Source organism: Streptomyces sp. NPDC058145 (assembly GCF_042884245.1).
Lineage (GTDB): Bacteria > Actinomycetota > Actinomycetes > Streptomycetales > Streptomycetaceae > Streptomyces.
The window spans coordinates 204720-225728 of sequence record NZ_JBHVUH010000007.1; the positions used below are offsets into that span (position 1 = coordinate 204720).

The window sequence follows — 21009 nt, forward strand, 5'->3', positions numbered from 1 at the left end:
GGGCAACGCCTCTCAGCCGTTGCGACGCACGAGGGCGGCCTTGCGGGCCTCGGCGAGCTTGCGGGCCTCGCCGGCCTTTCGGGATTTGCCGCCGGCGCCGCGGGAGGTGTCCTTGCTGGTGCCGAGGCCGCGGAAGGGAGCGTTGGTGTTCTTTGGCCGGGGGACGGCGGGCCCGCCGTCGAGCGGGATCCCGGTGGGAGCCTTGGCGCCGGTGATCCGGCTCAGCTCCGCCTCGCCCGAGCGCACCTTGGTGACGGTTGCCTCGATGCCGGCCTCGGCCATCATTCGACTCGTCTCGCGGCGCTGGCCCGTCAGCACGAGCGTGACCACGCTGCCGGACTCACCGGCGCGGGCGGTGCGGCCCGCCCGGTGCACATAGTCCTTGGGGTCGGTGGGCGGGTCGACGTTGACCACGAGATCGAGGTCGTCGACGTGCAGGCCACGGGCCGCCACATTGGTCGCCACCAGAACGGTGATCTGACCGTTCTTGAACTGCGCCAGGGTCCGTGTGCGCTGTGGCTGGGACTTGCCGCTGTGCAGGGCCCCGGCGTGCACCCCGCTGGCCCGCAGATGCCGGGTGAGCAGGTCGACGGCGTGCTTGGTGTCGAGGAACAGCAGTACGCGGCCGTGGCGGGCGGCGATCTCCGTGGTGACGGCGTAGCGGTCAGGGCCGTGGACGACCAGGACGTGGTGCTCCATCGTCGTGACCGTGCCCGCGGCCGGGTCGACCGAGTGGACGACGGGGTCGTGGAGGTAGCGGCGGACCAGCTGATCGACGTCCCGATCCAGAGTGGCCGAGAACAGCATCCGCTGACCGTCGGGGTGCACCTGGTCGAGGACGTCGACAACCTGCGGCAGGAATCCCAGGTCGCACATCTGGTCGGCCTCGTCGAGCACGGTGATCCTGACCCGCCCCAGACGGCAGGCGTTGCGCTCGATCAGGTCGTGCAGGCGTCCGGGGGTGGCGACGACCACCTCGGCTCCCTGGCGCAGCGCGGCGACCTGCCGGCCGATCGACATGCCGCCGACGACCGTGGCCATCCGCAGCCGCAGTGCCTCGGCGTACGGCGCCAGCGCCTGGGTGACCTGTTGGGCCAGTTCCCGGGTGGGCACGAGGATCAGAGCGAGGGGCTGCTTCGGTTCGGCGCGCCGCCCGGCCGTACGTGTCAGCAGCGGCAGGCCGAAGGCGAGCGTCTTGCCCGATCCGGTGCGCCCGCGTCCCAGGACGTCGCGCCCCTCCAGGGCGTCGGGCAGTGTGGCGGCCTGGATCGGGAAGGGTTCGCGCACCCCGAGTTCGCTCAGTGTCCGCAGCACCTCCGGCGGCAGTTCCAGACCGGCGAAGGAGACGGCCGGGGGCAGCGCCGGGGTCGTGGCCTCGGGCTGGGCGGGACCGCCGGGAGCGATGCCTGAGTCATCGGGATGCTTCATGAACAGCCTTCCGCAGGAGAACGTACCGAGGAAGGCCCGGCAGGATTGAAAGGCCCGCGCACTTGCGGAACCGAACAGGCAGAATCGCCCACCGCGACGACCACGCAAACGCATGAGACTAACACAAGGGATGACATCGCGCCGTGCCAGGCGGGTCTGTCCGTCGCGTACGGCGACGACGGGCGGGCGGCCGACCAGGTTGTGGTCGGAGGCCATGGACAGGTGGTGGGTGCCCGCCACGGGTACGGCGAGCAGGTCGCCGGGGCCGTACGTCCGCGGGAGGTCCGCGTCGGCGGCTAGGACGTCCCCGGCTCCGCGGTACCGGCCCACCACGGTCACCCGGGCCGGGGAGGCGGTGCCGTGCCAGATCACGCGCGCGCCGCACGGCGCTACCAGGTGCCGACCGGTGATCGACGTGCCGCGGTGGCTTCACCGGCCGGGGTGAAGCCACCGCCGCAGGGCGCGGCCTGTCCGGTCCGTCAGGACGGGCAGCCCGAGTCGGCGATCACGTAGTAGCCGGACGAGGTCTCTTCGAGGGTGTGGGTGACGGCGACGTTGTAGAGGCCCATGCTCTGGTTGGAGCCGCTGGCGTAGACGTAGCCGAGACTCTGGTGGGCGCGGCCCGCCGCGACCTGGTTGTAGTTGTTGTCCGTGAAGCACTGCGGCTGGTACCCGGTGGTCGTGGCCGAGACCGCCGACGACCGCGTGCCGACCGCGCCGCCGGAGTCCGTGGCGGCGACGGTGTAGGTGTACTTCGTGCCGGAGCCGAGCCCCGTGTCGGTGTACGACGTACCAGTGGTCGAGCCGACCTTGCTGCCGCCGCGGTACACGTTGTACGACGCCGCGCCGCTCACCGCGGACCAGGCCAGCGACGCGGTGGTGTCGGTCGTGCCGGTGACGGTGAGCCCGGTGGGTGCCGGGAGGCTGCCGGTGCCGCCCCCGCCCGCGCCGTCCAGGCCCCAGAACTTCGCGGTCCAGTACGACGAGCAGATGTAGTTGAGGTAGTAGGTACCGGTGCTGCCGCACTGGTCCGTGCCGGAGCCCGGGTTGACCGCGAGGCCGTGCGCCATGCCGGAGACGGAGAAGGTCTCCACCGCGGGCTTGCCGCTCGGGTCGTTGTACACGGCCTGTGTGGTGCCGCCGGTCAGGGTGGTGGTCGAGGACGGGGTCCGGCTGATGCCCCAGACGTTGGTCCACTGGTCGCGTTCCTCGGTGGCGTTGGCCGGGTTCACCGTGGTGTCGCCGGTGCCCTGCCAGACGGCGACGCGCGGCCAGGGCCCGCCCCAGCCGCCGGAGGCGCTGCGGACGGCGTCGCCCCACTGCTGCGGAGTCTTGTTGACCGCATTGTTCTGGCAGTTCAGACCGCTGGAGAGGTCGGTCGCGCAGCCCGCCGGGATGCCGGAGTCGATCGCGCCGCCCGCGAACACGTCGGGGTAGTCGGCGAGCATCACCGAGGTCATCGCGCCGCCGGCCGACAGCCCGGTGACGTAGACGCGGCTGGGGTCGCTGCCGTAGTGGGACTTGGCGGAGTCCACCATCTGCCTGATCGACAGGGCCTCGCCCTGGCCCCGGGTGTAGTCGGAGGACTGGAACCAGTTGAAGCAGGAGTTGGCGTTGTTGGAGCTGGTGGTCTGCGGGAAGACCACGGCGAAGCCGTACATGTCCGCGTACTTGGGCCAGCCCGAGTGGCTGTAGTAGTCGCCGGCGCTCTGGGTACAGCCGTGCAGGGCCACGACCAGCGGCGCGCCGGTCGGCAGGTTGTCGGGGGCGTACTGGAACATCTGCAGGCTGCCCGGGTTCGAGCCGAAGCCCGTGACCTGCTGCAGGCTCGCGGCCTGCGCCGGGGCCGGGGAGAGTCCGAGGACCACGGCGATCAGGGACAGGACCAGCGCCGCTGTGGAGGCGGGGCGCGGCCACGTTCGACGCCACGAGCGGCGCGGCAGCGGATGGGGGGAAGTGGGGTTCATCGTGCCACCTGGATGATAGCGACGGGTGGGGAGGTCGAGGGCAGCCGTGCTCCCGCTTCAAATGCGGTGCGTGGCTTGGGGGTTACGAGGAAGTTACGTCCGGCCTGCGGCGGGCCGTAATGGAGACGCGCCCCACCTCGCGGTGGCCGGGCCTGTGGGTCCTCACCGTTGCGGCATGCACAGAACCCGGTAGCGGGAAGTCGCTGCCGAATCGGCGTGATCGACCCTGTGGCCCTCCTCGGTCGGGGACGGCGCCGATGAGCGCCATGCCACGGGCACGGGCGACGGTGACGGCGAGTCCTCGACGCCGGCGCGCGGATCCCCGGTCACGGAGGGGGCGCCAGGGTCACGTCATCGCCCGTGTCGCACGTCATCGCCCGTCTCGATGCTCTCCGTACCCCTGGAGACTTGAAATACCGAACCACTCGGTTTAGTTTTGTCGACACATCGCGGGCACCCGCACGAGCGCCTGACCCGCGGTCCTGGTGGCCGGGCACGCGGACACCCGCCTGCGCTCGGCCCGTCTCCTGCTTCTCGTACGACAGGTCACTGCCACATGTACGCGCTGGTCATCGACCGTCCCGGGCCGCCCGGCTCCGGCGTCCGGTCGGCCTGCCGGTCAGCCAGGTACGTGTGCACGTGGACACGCGCGGGCCTCGACCCGGTGGACCACGGCCGCCGTCGGCCGGCCGGACCAGGTCCTGACCGCATGGCCGCGGTGTCGATGTCGATGTCATCGTCGACCGGGGCGACCGTAGCCATGTCGGGCGGCGCGACCAGCGCGGTCGAGGACATCACCAGTCGCCCGGCCGCGCTCCCAGGCAGTGGGTCAGCGGCGACACGGACGCGTTCCGGCCGTCATCGGCGCCCGTGTTCCCGCATTCCGTGCCGAACCGCTCGGTACGGAAACTCAACTATCCTGGTCAGGTGAGTGGAACGGAAACCAAAGCCGCGGGGCGGCCGCGCTCGGCCGAGAAGGACGCCGCCATCCTGCAGGCCGCTCTGGAACTGCTGGCCTCCCAGGGCTACACGCGCATGAGCCTCAGCCAGGTCGCCGCCGCCGCGCAGGTCAGCAAGTCCACCATCCACCTGCGCTGGAAGACCAAGGCCGACCTCCTCACCGCAGCCCTCGCCGCCGCCCGCATGGCAGACGCTCCGTCCGCCCGTGGAGATCTCCACACCGACCTGGTGAACATCCTGAAGGACTTCGCCGCCACCATCGAGCGAGTCAACGGCATGGCGCTCATCGGCACCTGCCTCGCCGAAGAGGCCCACACGCCAGAACTCCTCGCCCTGCTGCGCGAACGCACCGTACTCCCCCGCCGGAGCCTCCTGCGTGATGCCCTGGAACAGGGACAGCGGGCCGGACAGATCCACGAGGACGCTGATCTGGAAGCGGCCGTGTCGGCACTCCTCGGCCCGTTCTACGCCGACTACATGGCAGGACGGGGCGGCCACCCGCAGTGGGCCGAGCAGGCCGTTGCGCTGGTCCTCGCCGGAATTCGCGTCGACCGGTAACGCCCGACCGCCGGCGGCACGGGAGAAGGCCGGCACCGCGCTGGCCGGGCGAGCGGGATGCGGTGGCTCAGGCGGGGCCGGCCCAGCACACATGTCCGGCGGCTCGCGCCGGTCGGGCTCGCCGTCGTGACCCTGGTCGCCGAGCACGGCGCCGGGCCGGGGGCGGGCAGGGTCATCGACGGCGGCGCGGGGCGGAGAGAGCGGCGGTGAAGTCGTCCAGGGCCGCGAGGTTGTGGGCGCTGACGACCGCGTCGCAGTAGGGCAGTGCGGCAGCCATGCCGGCCACGAGCGGACGGTAGCGCGGGCTTGCCGAGCGCGGGTTGACCCATACGACGCGGTAGGCGACGCGGGACAGCCGCGCCATGTGGGTGGCGAGGTCGGCGGGCACGCCGGTGTCCCAGCCGTCGGAGACGACGGCGACCACGGCGCCGTGCGCCATACCGCGTCGGCCGAACCGCTCGCTGAACTCCGCCAGGCACTCCGCGATCCGGGTGCCCCCGGACCAGTCCGGGGCCGCCCGTCCGGCCCGCGCCAGGGCGTCGTGCGGCCCGGCCCGCCGGAGGACCGGCGTGAGGCGGGTGAGCCGGGTGGCGAAGGTGAAGACCTCGGCGTGGGTGGCGCGGGCGGCACAGAAGAGCAGTTGCAGCATCGCGCGGGCGTAGGGCTCCATCGAGCCGGAGATGTCGCAGAGCACGACGAGGTCGCGAGGGCGGGTACGGAGCACGAAGCGGCGTAGCCGCAGCGGTTGTCCGCCGGTGCGCCGGCTGTCGGAGAGGGTACGGCGCACGTCGATGCGCGTGCCGTGGTGTGCGGTGCGGTGCCGGCGGGAGGGCCGGGTCGGGGTGTGGAGCACCATGGTGCGCATCACCTCGGAGAGCCGCGCCAGTTCCTCCGCGGACAGGTCCGCGAAGTCACGGCTCGCGAGGCGGTCGAGCGGACTGGCGGCGATGGGGACGGCAGCCTTCCGCGGCGGTGCTTCGGTGTCCCGGCCTCGTCCGTCCGCGGAGGGCTTCCGGATGCCGGGCACGCGGCCGGGCACGGCGTCCGGGAGCGGCCGGGCCGGGTCGCCGGGTTGCCCGCGTTGTGCTCCCTGGTCGGCCGTGCCGCCGAAGACCGCCCGGAAGACCTCGTCGAACGGCCCGATCTGCTCGGGGTCGGACACCAGGGTGGCGAGCGCGCAGTGCCGTAGCTCGCGCGTCGTCGACGGCGCCAGCAGGGTGAGCGCCCGTGCGAAGCTCCGGGTGCGGTCGGGGCCCCCCGCGATCCCCGCGTCGCGCAGGGCGGCGGTGAACGAGGCGGCCAGTTCCGGCAGGTCAGGCATCGGAGCCCGGCTCCGCGTCGACCAGCTCCGCCAGTCCCGCCCGGCGCACGGACTGAAGGTCCTCGGCGTACTTGAGTACCGCCCCCAGGGTGTGGTCTGCGGCGTCGGCGTCGAGAACGCGGAGCCCCAGCGCGTGCAGCGCGCCCGCCCAGTCGATCGCCTCGGCGACCCCGGGCGGCTTGGTGAGCTCCTGTCGGGAACGCAGGCGCGTCACCCCGCGCGCCACGCGCGTGGCCAGCCACTCGGCCGACTCCGGCACCCGTCTGCGGATGATCGCGGCGACTCGCGCGGTGTCCGGGTAGTCGATCCAGTGGTAGAGGCAGCGGCGTTTGAGCGCGTCGTGCAGATCCCGGGTGCGGTTGGAGGTCAGTACGGTCACCGGCGGCACCACGGCCGTCCGGGTGCCGAGTTCGGGGATGGTGACCGCGGCGTCGGCGAGCAGTTCCAGCAGGAACGCCTCGAACTCGTCGTCGGCGCGGTCCACCTCGTCGACGAGCAGGACCGCCGGCCGCGGTCCCGGGTGGCGGATCGCGGCGAGCAGGGGGCGTGGCAGCAGGTAGTCCTCGGTGAACAGGTCGGCGTCCCGCAGGGACTCCCCGCGCGACTCGGCCAGCCGGATCGCCAGGAGCTGCCGGGGGTAGTTCCACTCGTAGAGAGCCTCGGCCGAGGACAGTCCCTCGTAGCACTGCAGCCGGATCAACGGGGTGTCGAGCACGGCGGCGAGCGCGCGGGCCGCCTCGGTCTTGCCGACGCCGGGCTCGCCCTCCAGCAGGATCGGCTGCCGCATGCGTACGGCCAGCAGGAGCGCCGTGACCAGGGCGTCGTCGGCCAGATATCCGACTGCGTCGAGACGCGAGCGCAGGGCGGGGACGTCGGGTACGAGGGGGTCGAGGTCAGGCATGCGAGTAACGGGAGGGGTCGTCGGCGAAGGCGTGCCGGCACCCCGGCCCGCAGAAGTACACCCTGTTGCCGGTCCGGTCCAGGGAGAGGGTGTCGGTCGTGATCGCCACGGTCATTCCGCACACGGGATCCACCTGCTCGGGCACGGCCCGCGGCGCGGCGGAGTCGGCTTCGGGGCGCACGGCTCGCGCCGCCTGCGGCCGCAGGGCGATGATCTCGGCGTACACCGACAGCGCGATCTCCGCCGGGGTCCGGGCGCCGATGTCCAGGCCGGCGGGGGTGTGGACGCGCGTGTGTTGTTCCTCGTCGAGATCGAGCCCGGCGAGCACCGCCGCGCCCCGCTTCGGACTGGCCACCAGCCCGATGTACGGCACCCCGGCGCGTGCGGCCTCGATCAGTACGGTCTCCTCGGCGCGGCCGTGGGTGGCGACGACGACGACGTGCAGGTCGGGCGGCAGCGGCTCCCCGGGCGAGGCCGGCCGGGCGTCCAGGCCGAGCACGCGGCCGACGTCGAGCAGGGCGCGGGCGATGGGGGCATGTCCGTAGACGTACGCCAGCGCCGGGGGGAGGTTGGCCTCAAGGAAGATGTCGATCGTCCCGCCCGACAGGCAGGGGTTGGCCACCGTGACCAGGCCTTCGCCCGGCTCCTCGGCGGCTGGGGTCCCGCTGTCGCCGGCGGGTGTGATCCTCAGCAGCAGCGATTCGCCGGTCCGCAGCACCCGCAGGCCCTGCAGTTGCACCGTCGTCTCGGCGCAGCTGCCGCCCACGAAGCCCTCGACGGTGCCGTCGGGCAGCACCAGTGCGCTGTCCCCGGGCTTGGCGCTGGTGGGCCGTTCCACGTGGACGACGGTGGCCAGGACGAACGGGGTCCGGCCGTGCCGGAGCACGTCCGCCCGGGTCAGGAGTTCGGCGTTCGCCATCGCGGGCGCCTCAGGTGATCGCCAGGTCGGTGCGCAGCGGCCGGCCCTGGGCGGCCCGCCACACCGCGGCGGGCGTCAGCGGCATGTCGACGTGGCGTACGCCGAGCGGCTTCAGCGCGTCGACCACGGCGTTGACCACCGCGGGGGGCGAGCCGACCGTGGCGGACTCGCCGACGCCCTTGGCTCCGATGGGGTGGTGCGGGGACGGGGTGACGGTCTCGCCGAGCTCCCACGAGGGGCATTCGACCGAGGTGGGCAGCAGGTAGTCCATGAACGATCCGCCGAGGCAGTTGCCTTCCTCGTCGAAGGCGATCACCTGCATGAGCGCCATGCCGACGCCGTCGGCGAGGCCGCCGTGCACCTGGCCCTCGACGATCATGGGATTGATGCGGTTGCCGCAGTCGTCCACGGCGATGAACCGGCGGACCTTCACCTGGCCGGTGCCCGCGTCGACGTCGGCGACGCAGATGTACGCGCCGAAGGGGAAGGTGAGGTTCGGCGGGTTGTAGACGCAGCTCGCGTCCAGGTGGCCCTCGACGCCCTCGGGCAGCTCCAGGTTGGAGTGTGCGGCGAGCGCGATCTCCGTCATGGTCCGTCCCTGGTCGGGGTCGCCCGTGACGAACCAGCGGCCCTTCTCCCATTCCAGGTCGTCCGGGCTCACTTCGAGCATCGCGGAGGCGACGATCTTCGCGCGTTCGCGTACCTTGCGGGCGACCATCGCGGCCGCGGCTCCGGACACCGGCGTCGAGCGGGATCCGTAGGTGCCGAGCCCGAACGGGGTCTGGTCGGTGTCGCCGTGCACGACCTCGACGTCCTCGGGCGGGATGCCCAGTTCCTCGGCGACGATCTGCGCGAACGTCGTCTCGTGGCCCTGCCCCTGGCTCTGCACGGAGATCCGCAGGACGGCCTTGCCGGTCGGGTGAACTCGCAGCTCGGCGCCGTCGGCCATGCCCAGTCCCAGGATGTCCATGTGTTTGCGCGGGCCCGCGCCGACGGCCTCGGTGAAGAAGCTGACCCCGATGCCCATCAGCTCGCCGCGCTCGCGCTTCTCGGCCTGCTCCCGGCGCAGGTCCTCGTAGTGCGCGATGTCCATCGCCAGTCGCAGGGCCCTCGGGTAGTCGCCGGAGTCGTACTCCCACCCCGTCTGCGTCCGGTACGGGAACTGCCCGGGCCGCAGCAGGTTGCGCATCCGCAGCTCGGCCGGGTCGGTGCCGAGCCGGTCCGCGAGCAGGTCGACCATCCGCTCGACCAGGTACACGGCCTCGGTGACGCGGAACGAGCAGGCGTAGGCGACGCCGCCGGGGGCCTTGTCGGTGTAGACGCCGGTCACGGTGCAGTGTGCGGTGGCCAGGTCGTACGAGCCGGTGAAGACGCCGAAGAAGCCGGCCGGGAACTGCGTCGGCTGTGCGGTGGCGTTGAACGCGCCGTGATCGGCGATCACATGGACGCGCAGGCCGAGGATCTTTCCGTCCTTCGTCGCCGCGATCTCACCGTGCATGTGGTAGTCGCGGGCGAAGGAGGTGCTCATCAGGTTCTCCGAGCGGTCCTCCATCCACTTCACCGGTTTTCCGGTGACGATCGAGCCGACGACCGCGCACACGTAACCGGGGTAGATGCCGACCTTGTTGCCGAAGCCGCCCCCGATGTCCGGGGCGATGATCCGGATCTTGTGCTCCGGGATGCCGGCCACCATCGCGTAGATCGTGCGGTGGGCGTGCGGGGCCTGGGTGGTGGACCACACCGTCAGCTTCCCGGTGATGGCGTCCATGTCCGCCACGGTGCCGCAGGTCTCCAGCGGCGCCGGGTGCACCCGCGGGTAGAGCATGTCCTGCTCCACCACGACGTCGGCGGCCGCGAAGACCCCGTCGGTTCGCTCCTTGTCGCCCGCCGACCAGTCGAAGATGTGGTTGTCGGTCTGCCCTTCCTTGTCGTCGCGGATGACCGGCGCGTCCGGGTCGAGCGCCCGGCGGGCGTCGACGACCGCCGGGAGCGGTTCGTACTCCACGTCGATCAGTTCGAGGGCGTCCCGGGCGGCGTAGCGGTCCTCGGCGACGACGAACGCGATCTCCTGACCCTGGAAGCGCACCTTGTCGGTGGCGAGCACCGCCTGCGTGTCGTACGAGAGCGTGGGCATCCAGGCCAGCCCGAGACCGGCCAGGGTCTCCCCGGTGATCACGGCCCTGACCCTCGGGTGCGCCTCGGCGGCACTGGTGTCGACGGACACGATCCGGGCGTGCGCCAGTGGGCTGCGAAGGATCGCGCCGTGCAGCATGCCGGGCAGCGTCACGTCGTCGACATAGGTCCCGTGGCCGCGGACGAACCGCGCGTCCTCCTTGCGGGGCATCCGTCCGAAGCCGACCGGCCGTTCCTCGGTGGTCGTCATGCCCGCACCTCCTCGCGGCCGGGCGCCGGCTCGGTGCCCGCGTCGGCGGTCCCCTGCGCGCCGCCGTGCTCGGCAGCCCAGCGGATCGAGCGCACGATGTTCTCGTAACCGGTGCAGCGGCACATCTGTCCGGAGATGGCCTCGCGGATGTCCTCCTCGGACGGATCCGCGTCGTGGTCGAGCAGCCAGCGGGCGGTCATCATCATCCCCGGCGTGCAGAAGCCGCACTGCAGCCCGTGGCAGGCGATGAATCCCTGCTGTACCGGGTCGAGTTCGGCACCGTGCGCCAGACCCTCGACAGTCCGTACCTCGTGGCCGTCGGCCATCACCGCGAGCACGGTGCAGGACTTCACCGGTGTGCCGTCCAGCCATACCGTGCACACGCCGCAGTTGGAGGTGTCGCAGCCCCAGTGGGTGCCGGTGAGCCCGAGTCCGTCGCGCAGGAAGTGCACGAGCAGCAGCCTGGGCTCCACGTCCCTCGTGTGCTGCTCGCCGTTCACGGTCACGGTGATCCGCATGTCACGCCTCCTGCCCCTGGGCGCGTGCGCCGGCGGCGCGCAGCGCCCGCGTGGTGAGCTCTCCGGCCAGGTGCCGCTTGTAGTCGACCGGGCCGCGCTGGTCGGCCGTCGGCCGGCACTCCCGCGCGGCGAGCCGGCCCGCCTCGACGAAGCGCTCCTCGTCCGGCCGTCCGCCGCGCAGGAGGTCCTCGGCCTGCTCGGCCACGAACCGTGGGGCACCCACGGCGGTCAGCCCGATCCCGGCCTCGGTGATGACCCCGCCGGAGATCTCCAGCACCGCTCCCGCGGCGACGACCGCCCAGTCGCCGACCCGGCGCTCCACCTTGCGGTAGGCGCTGGCGTGCGAACGGATGGGCACGCGGATCTCCACCAGAAGCTCGGCGTCGTTCAGTACGGTCTCGTACGGCCCGAGGAAGAACTCCCTGATCGCGATGGTGCGTCTGCCGCCGGGGCCCTGGGCGACCAGGGTCGCCCGCAGCGCCGAGAACGCCGCGGACAGGTCCTCCGAGGGATCGGCCTGGCACAGCGAGCCGCCCACGGTGCCGCGGTTGCGTACGAGCGGATCGGCGATGACCCGCTCGGCGTCCCGCAGGATGGGGAAGTGCTCGCCGACGACCGGCGAGGCGAGCAGCTCCGCGTGGCGGACCATCGCTCCGACGGCCAGGTCGTGGCCATCCACCCGGATCGCCGCGAGTTCGCCGAGGCCGTTGATGTCGATCAGTGCTTCGGGCTGAGCCAGCCGCAGCTTCATCATCGGCAGCAGGCTGTGTCCGCCCGCCACCACCCGGGCCTCGGGGCCGTACCGTTCGAGCAGCTCGATCGCCTGCTCGAGGCTGGTGGCCCTCTCGTACTGGAACGCAGCCGGTACCTGCATCGGGCCCTCCCGGAATGCCGTGCCCGTCGCCGTCATGATGCTGCGCTCTTCCGCACCGGCCATGCAATGGGTCGATAAGTATTCACTTATCATCGCGAACGCGGGAAAATCGGACGGTGACCGTGAGACAGCTCGGCACCTTCGTGCTGGTGGCCCGGCTCGGTTCGGTGGGCGCCGCGGCGCGTGCCCTGGACGTGAGCGAGTCCGCGGTGTCGCAGACGCTCGGCGCGCTGCGCGCCCACTTCGGCGATCCGCTCATCAGGCGCACCGGCGGTGGCGGGATGCGTCTGACGCCCGCCGGCGCGCGGCTGCTGCCGGTGGCTTCGCGGATGGTCGCACTGAGCGCGGGTGCCGAGGCCGCGGTGCGGGCGGCACGGGGTGCGCCCGACGAACTGCGGGTCGTCGCCACGAGCACGCTGGCCGAGTTCGTACTCCCCTCACTCATGGAGGCCTTCGCCTGTCGCTCGGGGCGCAGGACCGAGACCTCGTTCGGGGTGGCCGCCGGCAGCGGGATACGCGTGCTGGTGGAGAACCGGCTGGCCGACGTCGCACTCGGGCCGTATCTCGGCGACGACGGCGGGGGCGAACTGGTCAGCGAGCCGCTGTTCCGCACCCAGCTGGTGGTGGTGACCGGCGCCAGGTCGCCGCGGCCGCCCGGTCCGCCACCGCAGTGGTCGTGGCTGGTCGATTCCTCCGGGACCGATCCGGACGCGGACTCGGGGCGGCTGCTCCGTCGGCTGGGAGTGGCCGAAGGAAACGTGTGGGTGTTCCCCAACCAGACCGCGACCTTGGCGGCCGCCGCCGAGGGCACGGGGGTGGCACCGGCGCTGGCTCATCTGGTGTCGTCCCGCATCCGGCGTGACGAGCTGCGCCTGCTGGAAACCCCTGTGACGCCGTCGGACGCCACGTGGCACGCCACCGTCCTGCAGCCGGGACATCGTTCCCCGGCCACCGACGCGTTCCTGCACTTCCTGCACACGCCCGCAGCGACCCGCGTCATGCGCGCGCCGGGCGCGGGCGTCCCGCCCTCCCGCTTCCGGCCCCCGGTGTACGTCACACTCTGGGGCGCGTGAGAGAGCGGGCTCTGCCCCCTTGCCGTAGCGGTGTGCCCGGGTCGGCCGAGCGGTTCAGGCCTTGTGCCGCATGGAGCGCCGTGCCGGGTTGCCCTGTTCGGTGGCCTTGGGGTCCTTCTCGTCGGCCTTGGCCCGGACACCGTCGGCGATGCGCTTGCCGATGGTCTCGTCGATGTTGGACCAGTACGCGAAGGCACGTTCGAGGACGGGTTCGGTCACTCCGTTGAGAAGATGCCCGACGACGTTGTCGACCAGACGGTCGCGGGCGGCGTCGTCCATGACCTCGCGCACCAGGGTGCCGGGTTGCCCCCAGTCGTCGTCCTCGGGGTGGGAGACGTAGGCGGAGCGGGTGATCTCGCCGTCGGCCGTCCAGCTGGGCGGGGATCCGTGACGCTCGGTGTCCGCCGCGGGACCGCCCTTGGAGTTCGGGGCGTACACCGGGTCGGTCGTGTTCCGGTACGCCATCGCGCCGTCCTTGGAGTAGCTGTGGACGTCGACGACGGGCGCGTTCACGGGGAGCTGCTGGTAATTGGAGCCGATGCGGTGGCGGTGGGCGTCCGCGTAGGAGAACAGCCGGGCCAGCAGCATGCGGTCCGGGCTCGGGCCGATGCCGGGGACGAAGTTGTTGGGCTGGAACGCCGCCTGTTCGATCTGGGCGTGGTTGTCGGTCGGGTTGCGGTCGAGCGTCATGCGGCCGACCGGGATGAGCGGATAGTCCCCGTGCGGCCACACCTTGGTCAGGTCGAACGGGTTGAAACGGTAGTTCGCGGCTTCCTCGTACGGCATCACCTGCACGTACAGGGTCCAGCTCGGGAAGTCGCCGTCCCGGATGTGTTCGAAGAGGTCGCGGGTGTGGTAGTCGGTGTCGGCCGCGGCCATCTGGTCGGCCTCGTGCTGGGTGAAGAACTCGATGCCCTGGTCGGTCTTGAAGTGGTACTTCACCCAGAACCGCTCGCCGGCGGCGTTGATCCACATGTAGGTGTGGGAGGTGTAGCCGTTCATGTGGCGCCAGGTCCGGGGGATGCCGCGGTCCCCCATCAGCCAGGTGACCTGGTGGGCGGACTCCGGGGAGAGGGTCCAGAAGTCCCACTGCATGTCGTGGTCGCGCAGGTTGTTGTCGGCGCGGCGCTTCTGGGACCGGATGAAGTGCTGGAACTTCATCGGGTCCTTCACGAAGAACACCGGAGTGTTGTTGCCGACCATGTCGTAGTTGCCTTCGCTGGTGTAGAACTTCACCGCGAAGCCGCGCGGGTCACGCCAGGTGTCCGGGCTGCCACGCTCGCCGGCGACGGTCGAGAAGCGGATGACCAGGTCGGTGCGGGTGTCGGGCTGGAACACGGCCGCCTTCGTGTACGCACTGACATCGTCGGTCACCTCGAAGTGGCCGAACGCGCCGCTTCCCTTGGCATGTGGTTGGCGCTCGGGAATCCGCTCCCGGTTGAACTGCGCCATCTGCTCGATCAGGTAGGCGTCCTGCAGCAGGATCGGCCCCCCGGGCCCCACGGTCAGAGAGTGCTCGTCGCTCTCCACCGGTGCGCCGGAGTCGGTCGTGGTGGCGGGTCGGATCTCCGTCATTACTCTGCCTTCCGTAGTGCGTCAGCAGCGACGCCGGAACCCTCGGGCGCCGACGTCCAGCGAGTGCGGTGTGGCCCCGCCTCCGCGCCGCAGGTCACGCGGAGGCGGCGGAGCACCCGACCGGCACTCGTCTCCCACCTGCCGCGTGACCCGGAGAGGACCGGGTAAACACCCTCATCCCGGCGCACCGGCACCGGACGCGCCGGTGTCGGCCAACCGGATCACGCACGGCATGTGGACTGCCGGCCGGCGCCCACATGCCGTGCGTCCCGGCCCTCGCAGCAGGTCGGTAGCACCGCTTGTGCCGTCCAGGGCGACCGCCCGCCGTTACGGGCGGTCACCCGCCGACCGTGCCGCCGCGCCGCCGCTCCACGTACAGGCGACCGTCCACCGGGCCTGTCCACTCCAGCCGCACGACACCGGGCACGGCGGGGGCGGCGACGAGGGCCGCGACGGTGTCGTACAGGGTCGTCCTGGACAGGCCGCTGCGTCGCAGGAGTTCACTCCGGCTGAGTGGGCTGTGTCTGTGCAGCAGTTCCCCCCGGCGGCCGGTGGCGCTGCCACATCTGGCAGGGCCGCTTCCCTCACACCGACACGGAGGAGACGGTCCGGAAACCGGGGCCACGCGGGTCATGCGCGGCGGCTCCTACCTGTGCCACGACTCCTGCTGCAACCGCTACCGGGTGGCCGCACGCTCCTCCAACACACCGGACTCCTCCTGCGCCAACCTCGGTTTCCGCTGCGCCAACGACGCCGCCGGGACGGTGTAGCGGACCCGCGCCGAGGGCGAGCGGATCAGCGGCCGACGACGCGACCGGCGTACGCGTACGGGCCTCCAGGGGACACGGTGACCCGAGCACGCCCGGTGAATGCGTTCCCTATAATTCCTATCGATTTACTAGGGAAGCGTTGACGTTCCCTCGGCGGGATGCGCAGGATGATGTACATGACCCCCGCGCGGCAACGACTCGTTCGTCGTCGGCACGTCGACTTCGGTCACGTCGCCGGCGCCGCCCGCTGTCGGGTGTGAGGCACCCGGCCGGCGCATGGCAGCACGGGCGGCCGGGTGAGCCAACTGCCGCTCGGCACCTTGCCGTTGACTTCGAGGAGACCTCCACCATGGGCGTTGCCGCCGCGCCGTCCGGCCCCCTTTCGGATTCCGACCGGACCGGGCCCGGCCGGGCGCACTGGTTGCGCGTGGCCCGCGAGTCGGCGGACGACCTGGCCACGGACGCGGTGGCCCGGGAGCAGGCGGGCAAGCCCCCGCTCGACGAGGTGTCCCGGTTGCGTGAGGCGGGACTGCTGACGCTCCTCGTGCCGGCGGAGTCGGGAGGGGGTGGCGCGGACTGGACCACGGCCTACGCCGTGGTCCGGGAGATCGCCGCGGCCGACGGCGCGATCGGCCAACTGCTCGGCGGTCACTACTTCCTGTCGTGGAGCGCCCGGTTTCTCACCGAGCCCTCCCGTGCCGCCCGGCTCGAGCGGCGGTACGGGGCGGAGCAGTGGTGCTGGGGTGGCGGTCTGGCCCGCCAGGACTCGCCACTGACGCTGACCAGGGCGCGCGGCGGCGGCCATGTGCTCAGCGGACGGCAGAGCTACTCCACCGGAGTCCTGGTCGCCGACCGCCTCGCCGTGCGAGCCGTGCGGGCCGACACCGGCGAGCCGCTCGCCGTCGTCGTCGATCCCGCCCACCGCGGCGTCGGCACCGGTGGCGACGCCGACACCTTCGGCCAGCGCCTCGCGGCCGGCGGGAGCGTGGAGTTCGACTCCGTACCGGTCGCCGCCGACGACGTACTCGGTTCCCTGTCCGCGGACGAGGACATCCTGTCGCCCCCGACCGCCCTGGTCTCGCCGGTCGGGCGCCTCCTCTCCGTCCAGCTCCGTCTCGGCATGGCCGAGGGAGTGCTCGCCGAAGCCCGGGAGTACAGCCGGGCGGGCCACTCACCCCGGCACGCCGCCCGGCCGGCCGGCCCTGCCCAGGACCCGCAGGTGCTGGCCGCCTACGGGGAACTCGCCGTCCTCACCCGCTCCGCCTCCGCACTCACCGATCAGGCACTGGAGGCCGTGCACGGCGGGCTGGCGCGCGGCGCGGACCTCACCTACGACGAGTACGCGGACATCTCCGTCCTCGTCGCCATGGCCGAAGCCGCCTCCTCCCGAGCCGCGCAGGAGTCCACCGCCCGCGCTCTGGACATCGTCGGCGCCCGCTCCGCGTCCTCGCGGCTGGGCTTCGACCGCTTCTGGCGCAACGCCCGGACGCACACCCTGTACGAGCCCGTCGCTCCCCGGCTCCGCGACGTGGGGGACTACTTCCTCAACGGCACGCATCCGCCGTTCGTCCTGCCGGTCTGACCGCCGCCGTCCATCATGCGAACACCCCCTTGGGGTGGACGCCGCCTTCTGTCACGATCCCTAGCAACCAGGTAGGAAAACTAGGGAAGGCGGGGGTGTGGTCATGGGGTCGCCGAACCGCACACTCGTGTCGCCGCCCCCGCTGACCTCGCGTCGACACATCGACTTCGGCCGCACGTCCAGTGCCATCTGTCGGCCTGTCTGAGCCGTCCGTGACCCCCGCCGGCTTCGGCGGTCGGGTCGCTCTCGCCTGACACCCCTCCCGATCCGCTCACGGGTCCGGGACGGCGTCCCCGCTGCCGCGAATCGGCCGGCGGAGCACACGTGCCCACGGCGCCCGCGCACAGCCCTGCTCGCCGGCCGCACCTCCTTGCTCACCCCTCTCCCGAGAGGACACCTCCGTGTCTGCCGCAAGACCGCTCACCACCCTGCGCACCATCGCCGTCATAGCGGCGCTCCCTGTCCTGCTGACCGCCTGCGGGTACGGTTCCGACTCGACCGACGACGGGAAGAAGACCGCGGTCGCGGCGGGTGCCAAGAAGCTCTCCACCGACGAGGTGAAGATCGGCTACTTCCCCAACCTCACGCACGCCACCGCTCTCGTGGGCGTGCAGGAGGGCTTGTTCCAGAAGGAGCTCGGCGGCACCACGATCAAGACCTCCACGTTCAACGCCGGCCCCTCGGAGATCGAGGCGCTCAACGCCGGTTCCATCGACATCGGCTGGATCGGCCCCTCCCCCGCCATCAACGGCTACACCAAGTCCAACGGCAAGAACCTGCGGATCATCGGTGGTTCGGCCTCCGGCGGCGTGAAACTGGTCGTGAACCCGAAGAAGATCAAGTCCCTGAAGGACGTCAAGGGCAAGAAGATCGCCACGCCGCAGCTCGGCAACACCCAGGACGTGGCGTTCCTCAACTGGATCGCCGGCCAGGGCTGGACGGTCGACGCCCAGAGCGGCAAGGGTGACGTCTCCGTGGTCCGCACCGACAACAAGGTGACTCCGGACGCCTACAAGTCCGGTTCCATCGACGGCGCGTGGGTGCCCGAGCCGACCGCGTCCAAGCTGGTCGCCGAGGGTGCGAAGGTACTGCTCGACGAGTCGGCGCTGTGGCCCGACAAGAAGTTCGTGATCACGAACATCATCGTGTCGCAGACGTTCCTGAAGGAGCACCCGGACGTCGTCGAGGCCGTGCTGCGCGGCTCGGTGAAGACGAACGAGTGGATCGACGCCAACCCGGAGAAGGCGAAGGCGTCCGCCAACACGGCCCTGGAGAAGCTGTCGGGCAAGGCGCTGCCCGCCGACGTCATCGACCCGGCGTGGAAGTCCATCACCTTCCTCGACGACCCGCTGGCCTCGACGCTCCGCACCGAGGCGGAGCACGCGGTGACGGCGGGCCTGCTCGACAAGCCGGACCTGAAGGGCGTCTACGACCTCACGCCGCTCAACAAGGTTCTCAAGGCCGAGGGCAAGCAGGAACTCGACACGGCCGGCCTCGGCACCAAGTAGCGCCTGCCGACTGCGGCACGTCCAACCCGCTCGACCTGGCCGCGGGTCCGGACCGGCCATCCTCCGGCTCGACCGGCACGGATGGCCGGCCGGCCCTGATGTGCCGGGAACACGCCGCTCGTGACGTCACTGGGCTCCCACGAGTCGCCGCCACGTCCTGTTGCCGACGATGCCGTCCGCGGTGAGCCCGCTGTTGGTCTGGAACCACTGCACGGCCTCCTTCGTGTGCGGGCCGAAGTTGCCGTCGACGCCGAGGGGCGGGGTCCAGCCGAGCTCGTTCAGGCGCTGCTGGATGTTCTTGACCCCCTCCGCGATGACGCCCTGGTGGGCGAGGGGCTGGTCCGCCGCCGTTCGTTCCGTACGGCTCGGGTGGTCGACCAGCCACTGCGCGACATCGTCCGGAAGGTCGTCGGGACCGTGCGCCTCTCCGGACCGCCAGCCCTCCACCTGCCGAATGGCGTCGGCGAACACGGTGATCTGGTCGTCGTCCAGGGTGGCCAGGGAAGTGTCGGGCGTGACCCCCAGGGCGTCGGCGACCTGCTGGGCGTATCGCTGGGGGTCGTTGGACCCGTGACCGGCCGGGGCGTATGCCCTCATCACCTCGAAGACGGTCAAGTTCCGGCGTTTTCCGAGGTATTGGCGAACGGCCTGGAAGCCCGTCTCCTCGTCGGGGAAGACGGCGAAGATGTCATTGTGCTTTCCGGTGTACGCGCCGTAACCCACGGCCTCGCCGGAGCTGATGATGTTCCCGGGGTTCTGGTCGTTCCAGGCGATGCTGCCTCCCGTGCGCATCACGTCGTCGTAGAAGACGTGGTCGACGCCGAGAATGCTGATGACGTCGCCCGGTTCCATGTCGGTCGCGCTGGTCCAGGTCATGACGGCCTCCGAGAGGGAGAACTTCTTGGACGTCGGCCTTGGGGGTTCACCATCGAGGGGAGCGGGCACCTGGGCGGCACGCTGAGGCGCCTCCTGCCCGCTGACCGGCGGTGTCACGGTCTCGAGCCTCGGCGGAACGGTGCCGCGCCCCCGATGGAAGGCACGCTCCCCACGCTACTCCCGACGCGTCCCACCTGCCCGTTCTCCTGATTAGCGATGACGGCGGGGCCGCTGTCCCATCCCGCGTACACCCCTCGTCGGACACTCCTGCGCCCGGAGACGGGGAGAACCCCTGATCCCGCACCCTCCCTCACCACAGCGACAGGAATACCCCCCGGGGTACCCGTGTTACGGTGGAATACATACCCGGGGGGGTAATCTCCGTGGAAGGGGCATCTCCGTGTTCTTCATCGACACCATCGAGCTCGAGGGGCTGGGCAACCGCCACTACCTGGCCGGCGGCCGCGACACGGCCGTGGCGGTGGATCCGCCGCGCGACTTCGATCAGGTCCTGGCGGCGGCCGCCCGGCGCGGGGTGCGGATCTCGCACGTGGTGGAGACCCACATCCACAACGACTACGTCACCGGCGGTCTGGAACTGGCCCGGGTCACGGGGGCCGCCTATCTGGTGCCGGCCGGTGCGGACGTGTCGTTCGCCCGGGTGCCGGTGGGCGACGGCGACACGGTCACCCTCGACAGCGGTCTCGAGCTGCGGGCCGTCGCCACGCCCGGCCACACCCCGCACCACACCTCCTACGTGCTGCGGGAGGGCGGTGTGCCAGTGGCCGCATTCACCGGCGGGTCGCTGCTGATCGGCACGGTGGGCCGTCCCGACCTGGTGGAGCCCCGTCTGACCGAGCGGCTGGCGCGCGCCCAGCACGCCTCCGCCCACCGTCTCGCGGCCGAGCTGCCGGACGAGACCCCGGTGCTGCCGACGCACGGCTTCGGCAGCTTCTGCTCCTCGGCGCAGGCGGAGGGCGACGCCACGACGATCGGCAAGGAGAAGACGGGCAACGCGGCGCTCACCCAGGACGTGGACTCCTTCGTCGCCCAGCTGCTCGCCGGTCTCGACGACATCCCCGCCTACTACGCGCACATGGGTCCGGCCAACGCCGGCGGTCCGGCCCCGGTCGACCTGACTCCCCCGGCCGTCGCGGACGCGGACGAGATCGCCGCCCGGCTCGCGGCCGGTGAGTGGGTGGTGGACCTGCGCAACCGGGTCGCGTTCGCGCGGGGCCACGTCGCGGGGTCGTTCAACTTCGAGGCGGACGGCAAGATCGCCACGTACCTGGCCTGGATGATCCCGTGGGGGAAGCCGGTCACCCTGCTCGCCGAGTCCCCCGAGCAGCTGGCCGCCGCGCAGCGGGAGTTGGTCCGGGTGGGCATCGACCGGCCCGCCGCCGCCGCGACCGGGACGCCCGAGCAGTGGGTGGCCGAGGGCGGCCGGCCGGCCTCCTTCGCCCGCTCCACCTTCGCGGGCCTGGCCGAGCGCGGTACGGACGGGGTCGTCGTGCTGGACGTGCGACGGGGCTCCGAGCGGGCCGCCGGCCACATCGAGGGCTCCGCGCACATCCCGATCCATGAGCTGCACAAGCGGCTCGCCGAGGTACCGGCCGGCACCGTCTGGGTGCACTGCGCCGGCGGTGTGCGCGCCGCCATCGCCGCGTCGCTGCTCGACGCCTCCGGGCGGGACGTGGTGGCCGTGGACGACGGCTTCGACGCCGCCACCGCCGCCGGGCTGACCGTGGTCACCGGCTGAACGCCCTTCGTCCCTTCCGTTCCGAACCAACGAGAGG

At 71.5% G+C, this 21009-nt stretch carries 15 protein-coding genes and 1 pseudogene; 6 read left to right on the forward strand and 10 right to left on the reverse strand.

The window, feature by feature from the left end; translation table 11 throughout:
- Positions 1 to 12: 12 nt before the first annotated feature.
- Together ACFVVO_RS17835 and ACFVVO_RS17840 are read right to left on the reverse strand one after the other, a co-directional pair.
- Complete coding sequence (locus tag ACFVVO_RS17835; protein ID WP_390056256.1) at positions 13 to 1428, reverse strand: DEAD/DEAH box helicase; 1416 nt, start codon at positions 1426 to 1428, stop codon at positions 13 to 15.
- Positions 1429 to 1907: 479 nt separating this feature from the next.
- A complete protein-coding gene (locus ACFVVO_RS17840) occupies positions 1908 to 3395 on the reverse strand; it encodes a PHB depolymerase family esterase (protein ID WP_390055908.1) in 1488 nt (495 codons plus the stop codon).
- A 927-nt stretch (positions 3396 to 4322) separates the two neighbouring features.
- Here ACFVVO_RS17840 and ACFVVO_RS17845 point away from each other — a divergent pair.
- Positions 4323 to 4913 carry a TetR/AcrR family transcriptional regulator gene (locus ACFVVO_RS17845; protein WP_390055909.1) on the forward strand — a complete coding sequence of 197 codons (591 nt, stop codon included), beginning with the start codon at positions 4323 to 4325 and terminating at the stop codon, positions 4911 to 4913.
- 172 nt (positions 4914 to 5085) lie between these two features.
- Here ACFVVO_RS17845 and ACFVVO_RS17850 read toward each other — a convergent pair whose 3' ends face one another.
- The 6 genes from ACFVVO_RS17850 to ACFVVO_RS17875 are packed head-to-tail and all read right to left on the reverse strand — an operon-like array spanning position 5086 to position 11829.
- Positions 5086 to 6234: a VWA domain-containing protein gene (locus ACFVVO_RS17850; RefSeq protein ID WP_390055911.1), complete on the reverse strand. Its 1149-nt coding sequence runs from the start codon at positions 6232 to 6234 to the stop codon at positions 5086 to 5088.
- On the reverse strand, positions 6227 to 7135 hold the full coding sequence (locus ACFVVO_RS17855; RefSeq protein WP_390055913.1) for an AAA family ATPase: 909 nt from the start codon (positions 7133 to 7135) through the stop codon (positions 6227 to 6229). The genes ACFVVO_RS17850 and ACFVVO_RS17855 overlap by 8 nt, the downstream gene beginning before the upstream one ends.
- The gene (locus ACFVVO_RS17860) at positions 7128 to 8054 is read right to left on the reverse strand and encodes an XdhC family protein (protein ID WP_390055915.1); all 927 of its coding nucleotides are present in this window, start codon (positions 8052 to 8054) and stop codon (positions 7128 to 7130) included. Before ACFVVO_RS17860 ends, ACFVVO_RS17855 begins: the two co-directional genes overlap by 8 nt.
- Before the next feature lie 10 nt (positions 8055 to 8064).
- Positions 8065 to 10437 (reverse strand): aerobic carbon-monoxide dehydrogenase large subunit, encoded by a 2373-nt coding sequence (locus tag ACFVVO_RS17865; protein ID WP_390055917.1) that lies wholly within the window; start codon positions 10435 to 10437, stop codon positions 8065 to 8067.
- Entirely contained in the window at positions 10434 to 10955 is a 522-nt protein-coding gene (locus tag ACFVVO_RS17870; protein WP_390055919.1) for a (2Fe-2S)-binding protein, read from the reverse strand. Before ACFVVO_RS17870 ends, ACFVVO_RS17865 begins: the two co-directional genes overlap by 4 nt.
- Position 10956: 1 nt before the next feature.
- On the reverse strand, positions 10957 to 11829 hold the full coding sequence (locus ACFVVO_RS17875) for an FAD binding domain-containing protein (protein ID WP_390055921.1): 873 nt from the start codon (positions 11827 to 11829) through the stop codon (positions 10957 to 10959).
- 116 nt (positions 11830 to 11945) lie between these two features.
- Between ACFVVO_RS17875 and ACFVVO_RS17880 the strand changes: the two genes are divergently transcribed.
- Positions 11946 to 12902 (forward strand): LysR family transcriptional regulator, encoded by a 957-nt coding sequence (locus ACFVVO_RS17880; RefSeq protein WP_390055922.1) that lies wholly within the window; start codon positions 11946 to 11948, stop codon positions 12900 to 12902.
- Positions 12903 to 12956: 54 nt separating this feature from the next.
- On the opposite strand, the gene ACFVVO_RS17885 is transcribed toward ACFVVO_RS17880, so the two are convergent.
- Complete coding sequence (locus tag ACFVVO_RS17885; protein WP_390055924.1) at positions 12957 to 14477, reverse strand: catalase; 1521 nt, start codon at positions 14475 to 14477, stop codon at positions 12957 to 12959.
- 540 nt (positions 14478 to 15017) lie between these two features.
- Here ACFVVO_RS17885 and ACFVVO_RS17890 point away from each other — a divergent pair.
- The 3 genes and pseudogenes from ACFVVO_RS17890 to ACFVVO_RS17900 form a co-directional block, all read left to right on the forward strand.
- Positions 15018 to 15247: pseudogene (locus ACFVVO_RS17890) on the forward strand (SUMF1/EgtB/PvdO family nonheme iron enzyme); the annotation flags it as partial.
- Between the two features lie 349 nt (positions 15248 to 15596).
- Entirely contained in the window at positions 15597 to 16829 is a 1233-nt protein-coding gene (locus ACFVVO_RS17895; protein WP_390055926.1) for an acyl-CoA dehydrogenase family protein, read from the forward strand.
- Between the two features lie 401 nt (positions 16830 to 17230).
- Positions 17231 to 18337, forward strand: a complete 1107-nt coding sequence (locus tag ACFVVO_RS17900) for an aliphatic sulfonate ABC transporter substrate-binding protein (protein WP_390055928.1) — start codon at positions 17231 to 17233, stop codon at positions 18335 to 18337.
- 126 nt (positions 18338 to 18463) lie between these two features.
- On the opposite strand, the gene ACFVVO_RS17905 is transcribed toward ACFVVO_RS17900, so the two are convergent.
- Positions 18464 to 19213 (reverse strand): peptidoglycan-binding protein, encoded by a 750-nt coding sequence (locus ACFVVO_RS17905; RefSeq protein ID WP_390055930.1) that lies wholly within the window; start codon positions 19211 to 19213, stop codon positions 18464 to 18466.
- Positions 19214 to 19613: 400 nt separating this feature from the next.
- Here ACFVVO_RS17905 and ACFVVO_RS17910 point away from each other — a divergent pair, with 400 nt between their 5' ends.
- Positions 19614 to 20972 (forward strand): rhodanese-like domain-containing protein, encoded by a 1359-nt coding sequence (locus ACFVVO_RS17910; protein WP_390055932.1) that lies wholly within the window; start codon positions 19614 to 19616, stop codon positions 20970 to 20972.
- Positions 20973 to 21009 lie beyond the last annotated feature (37 nt).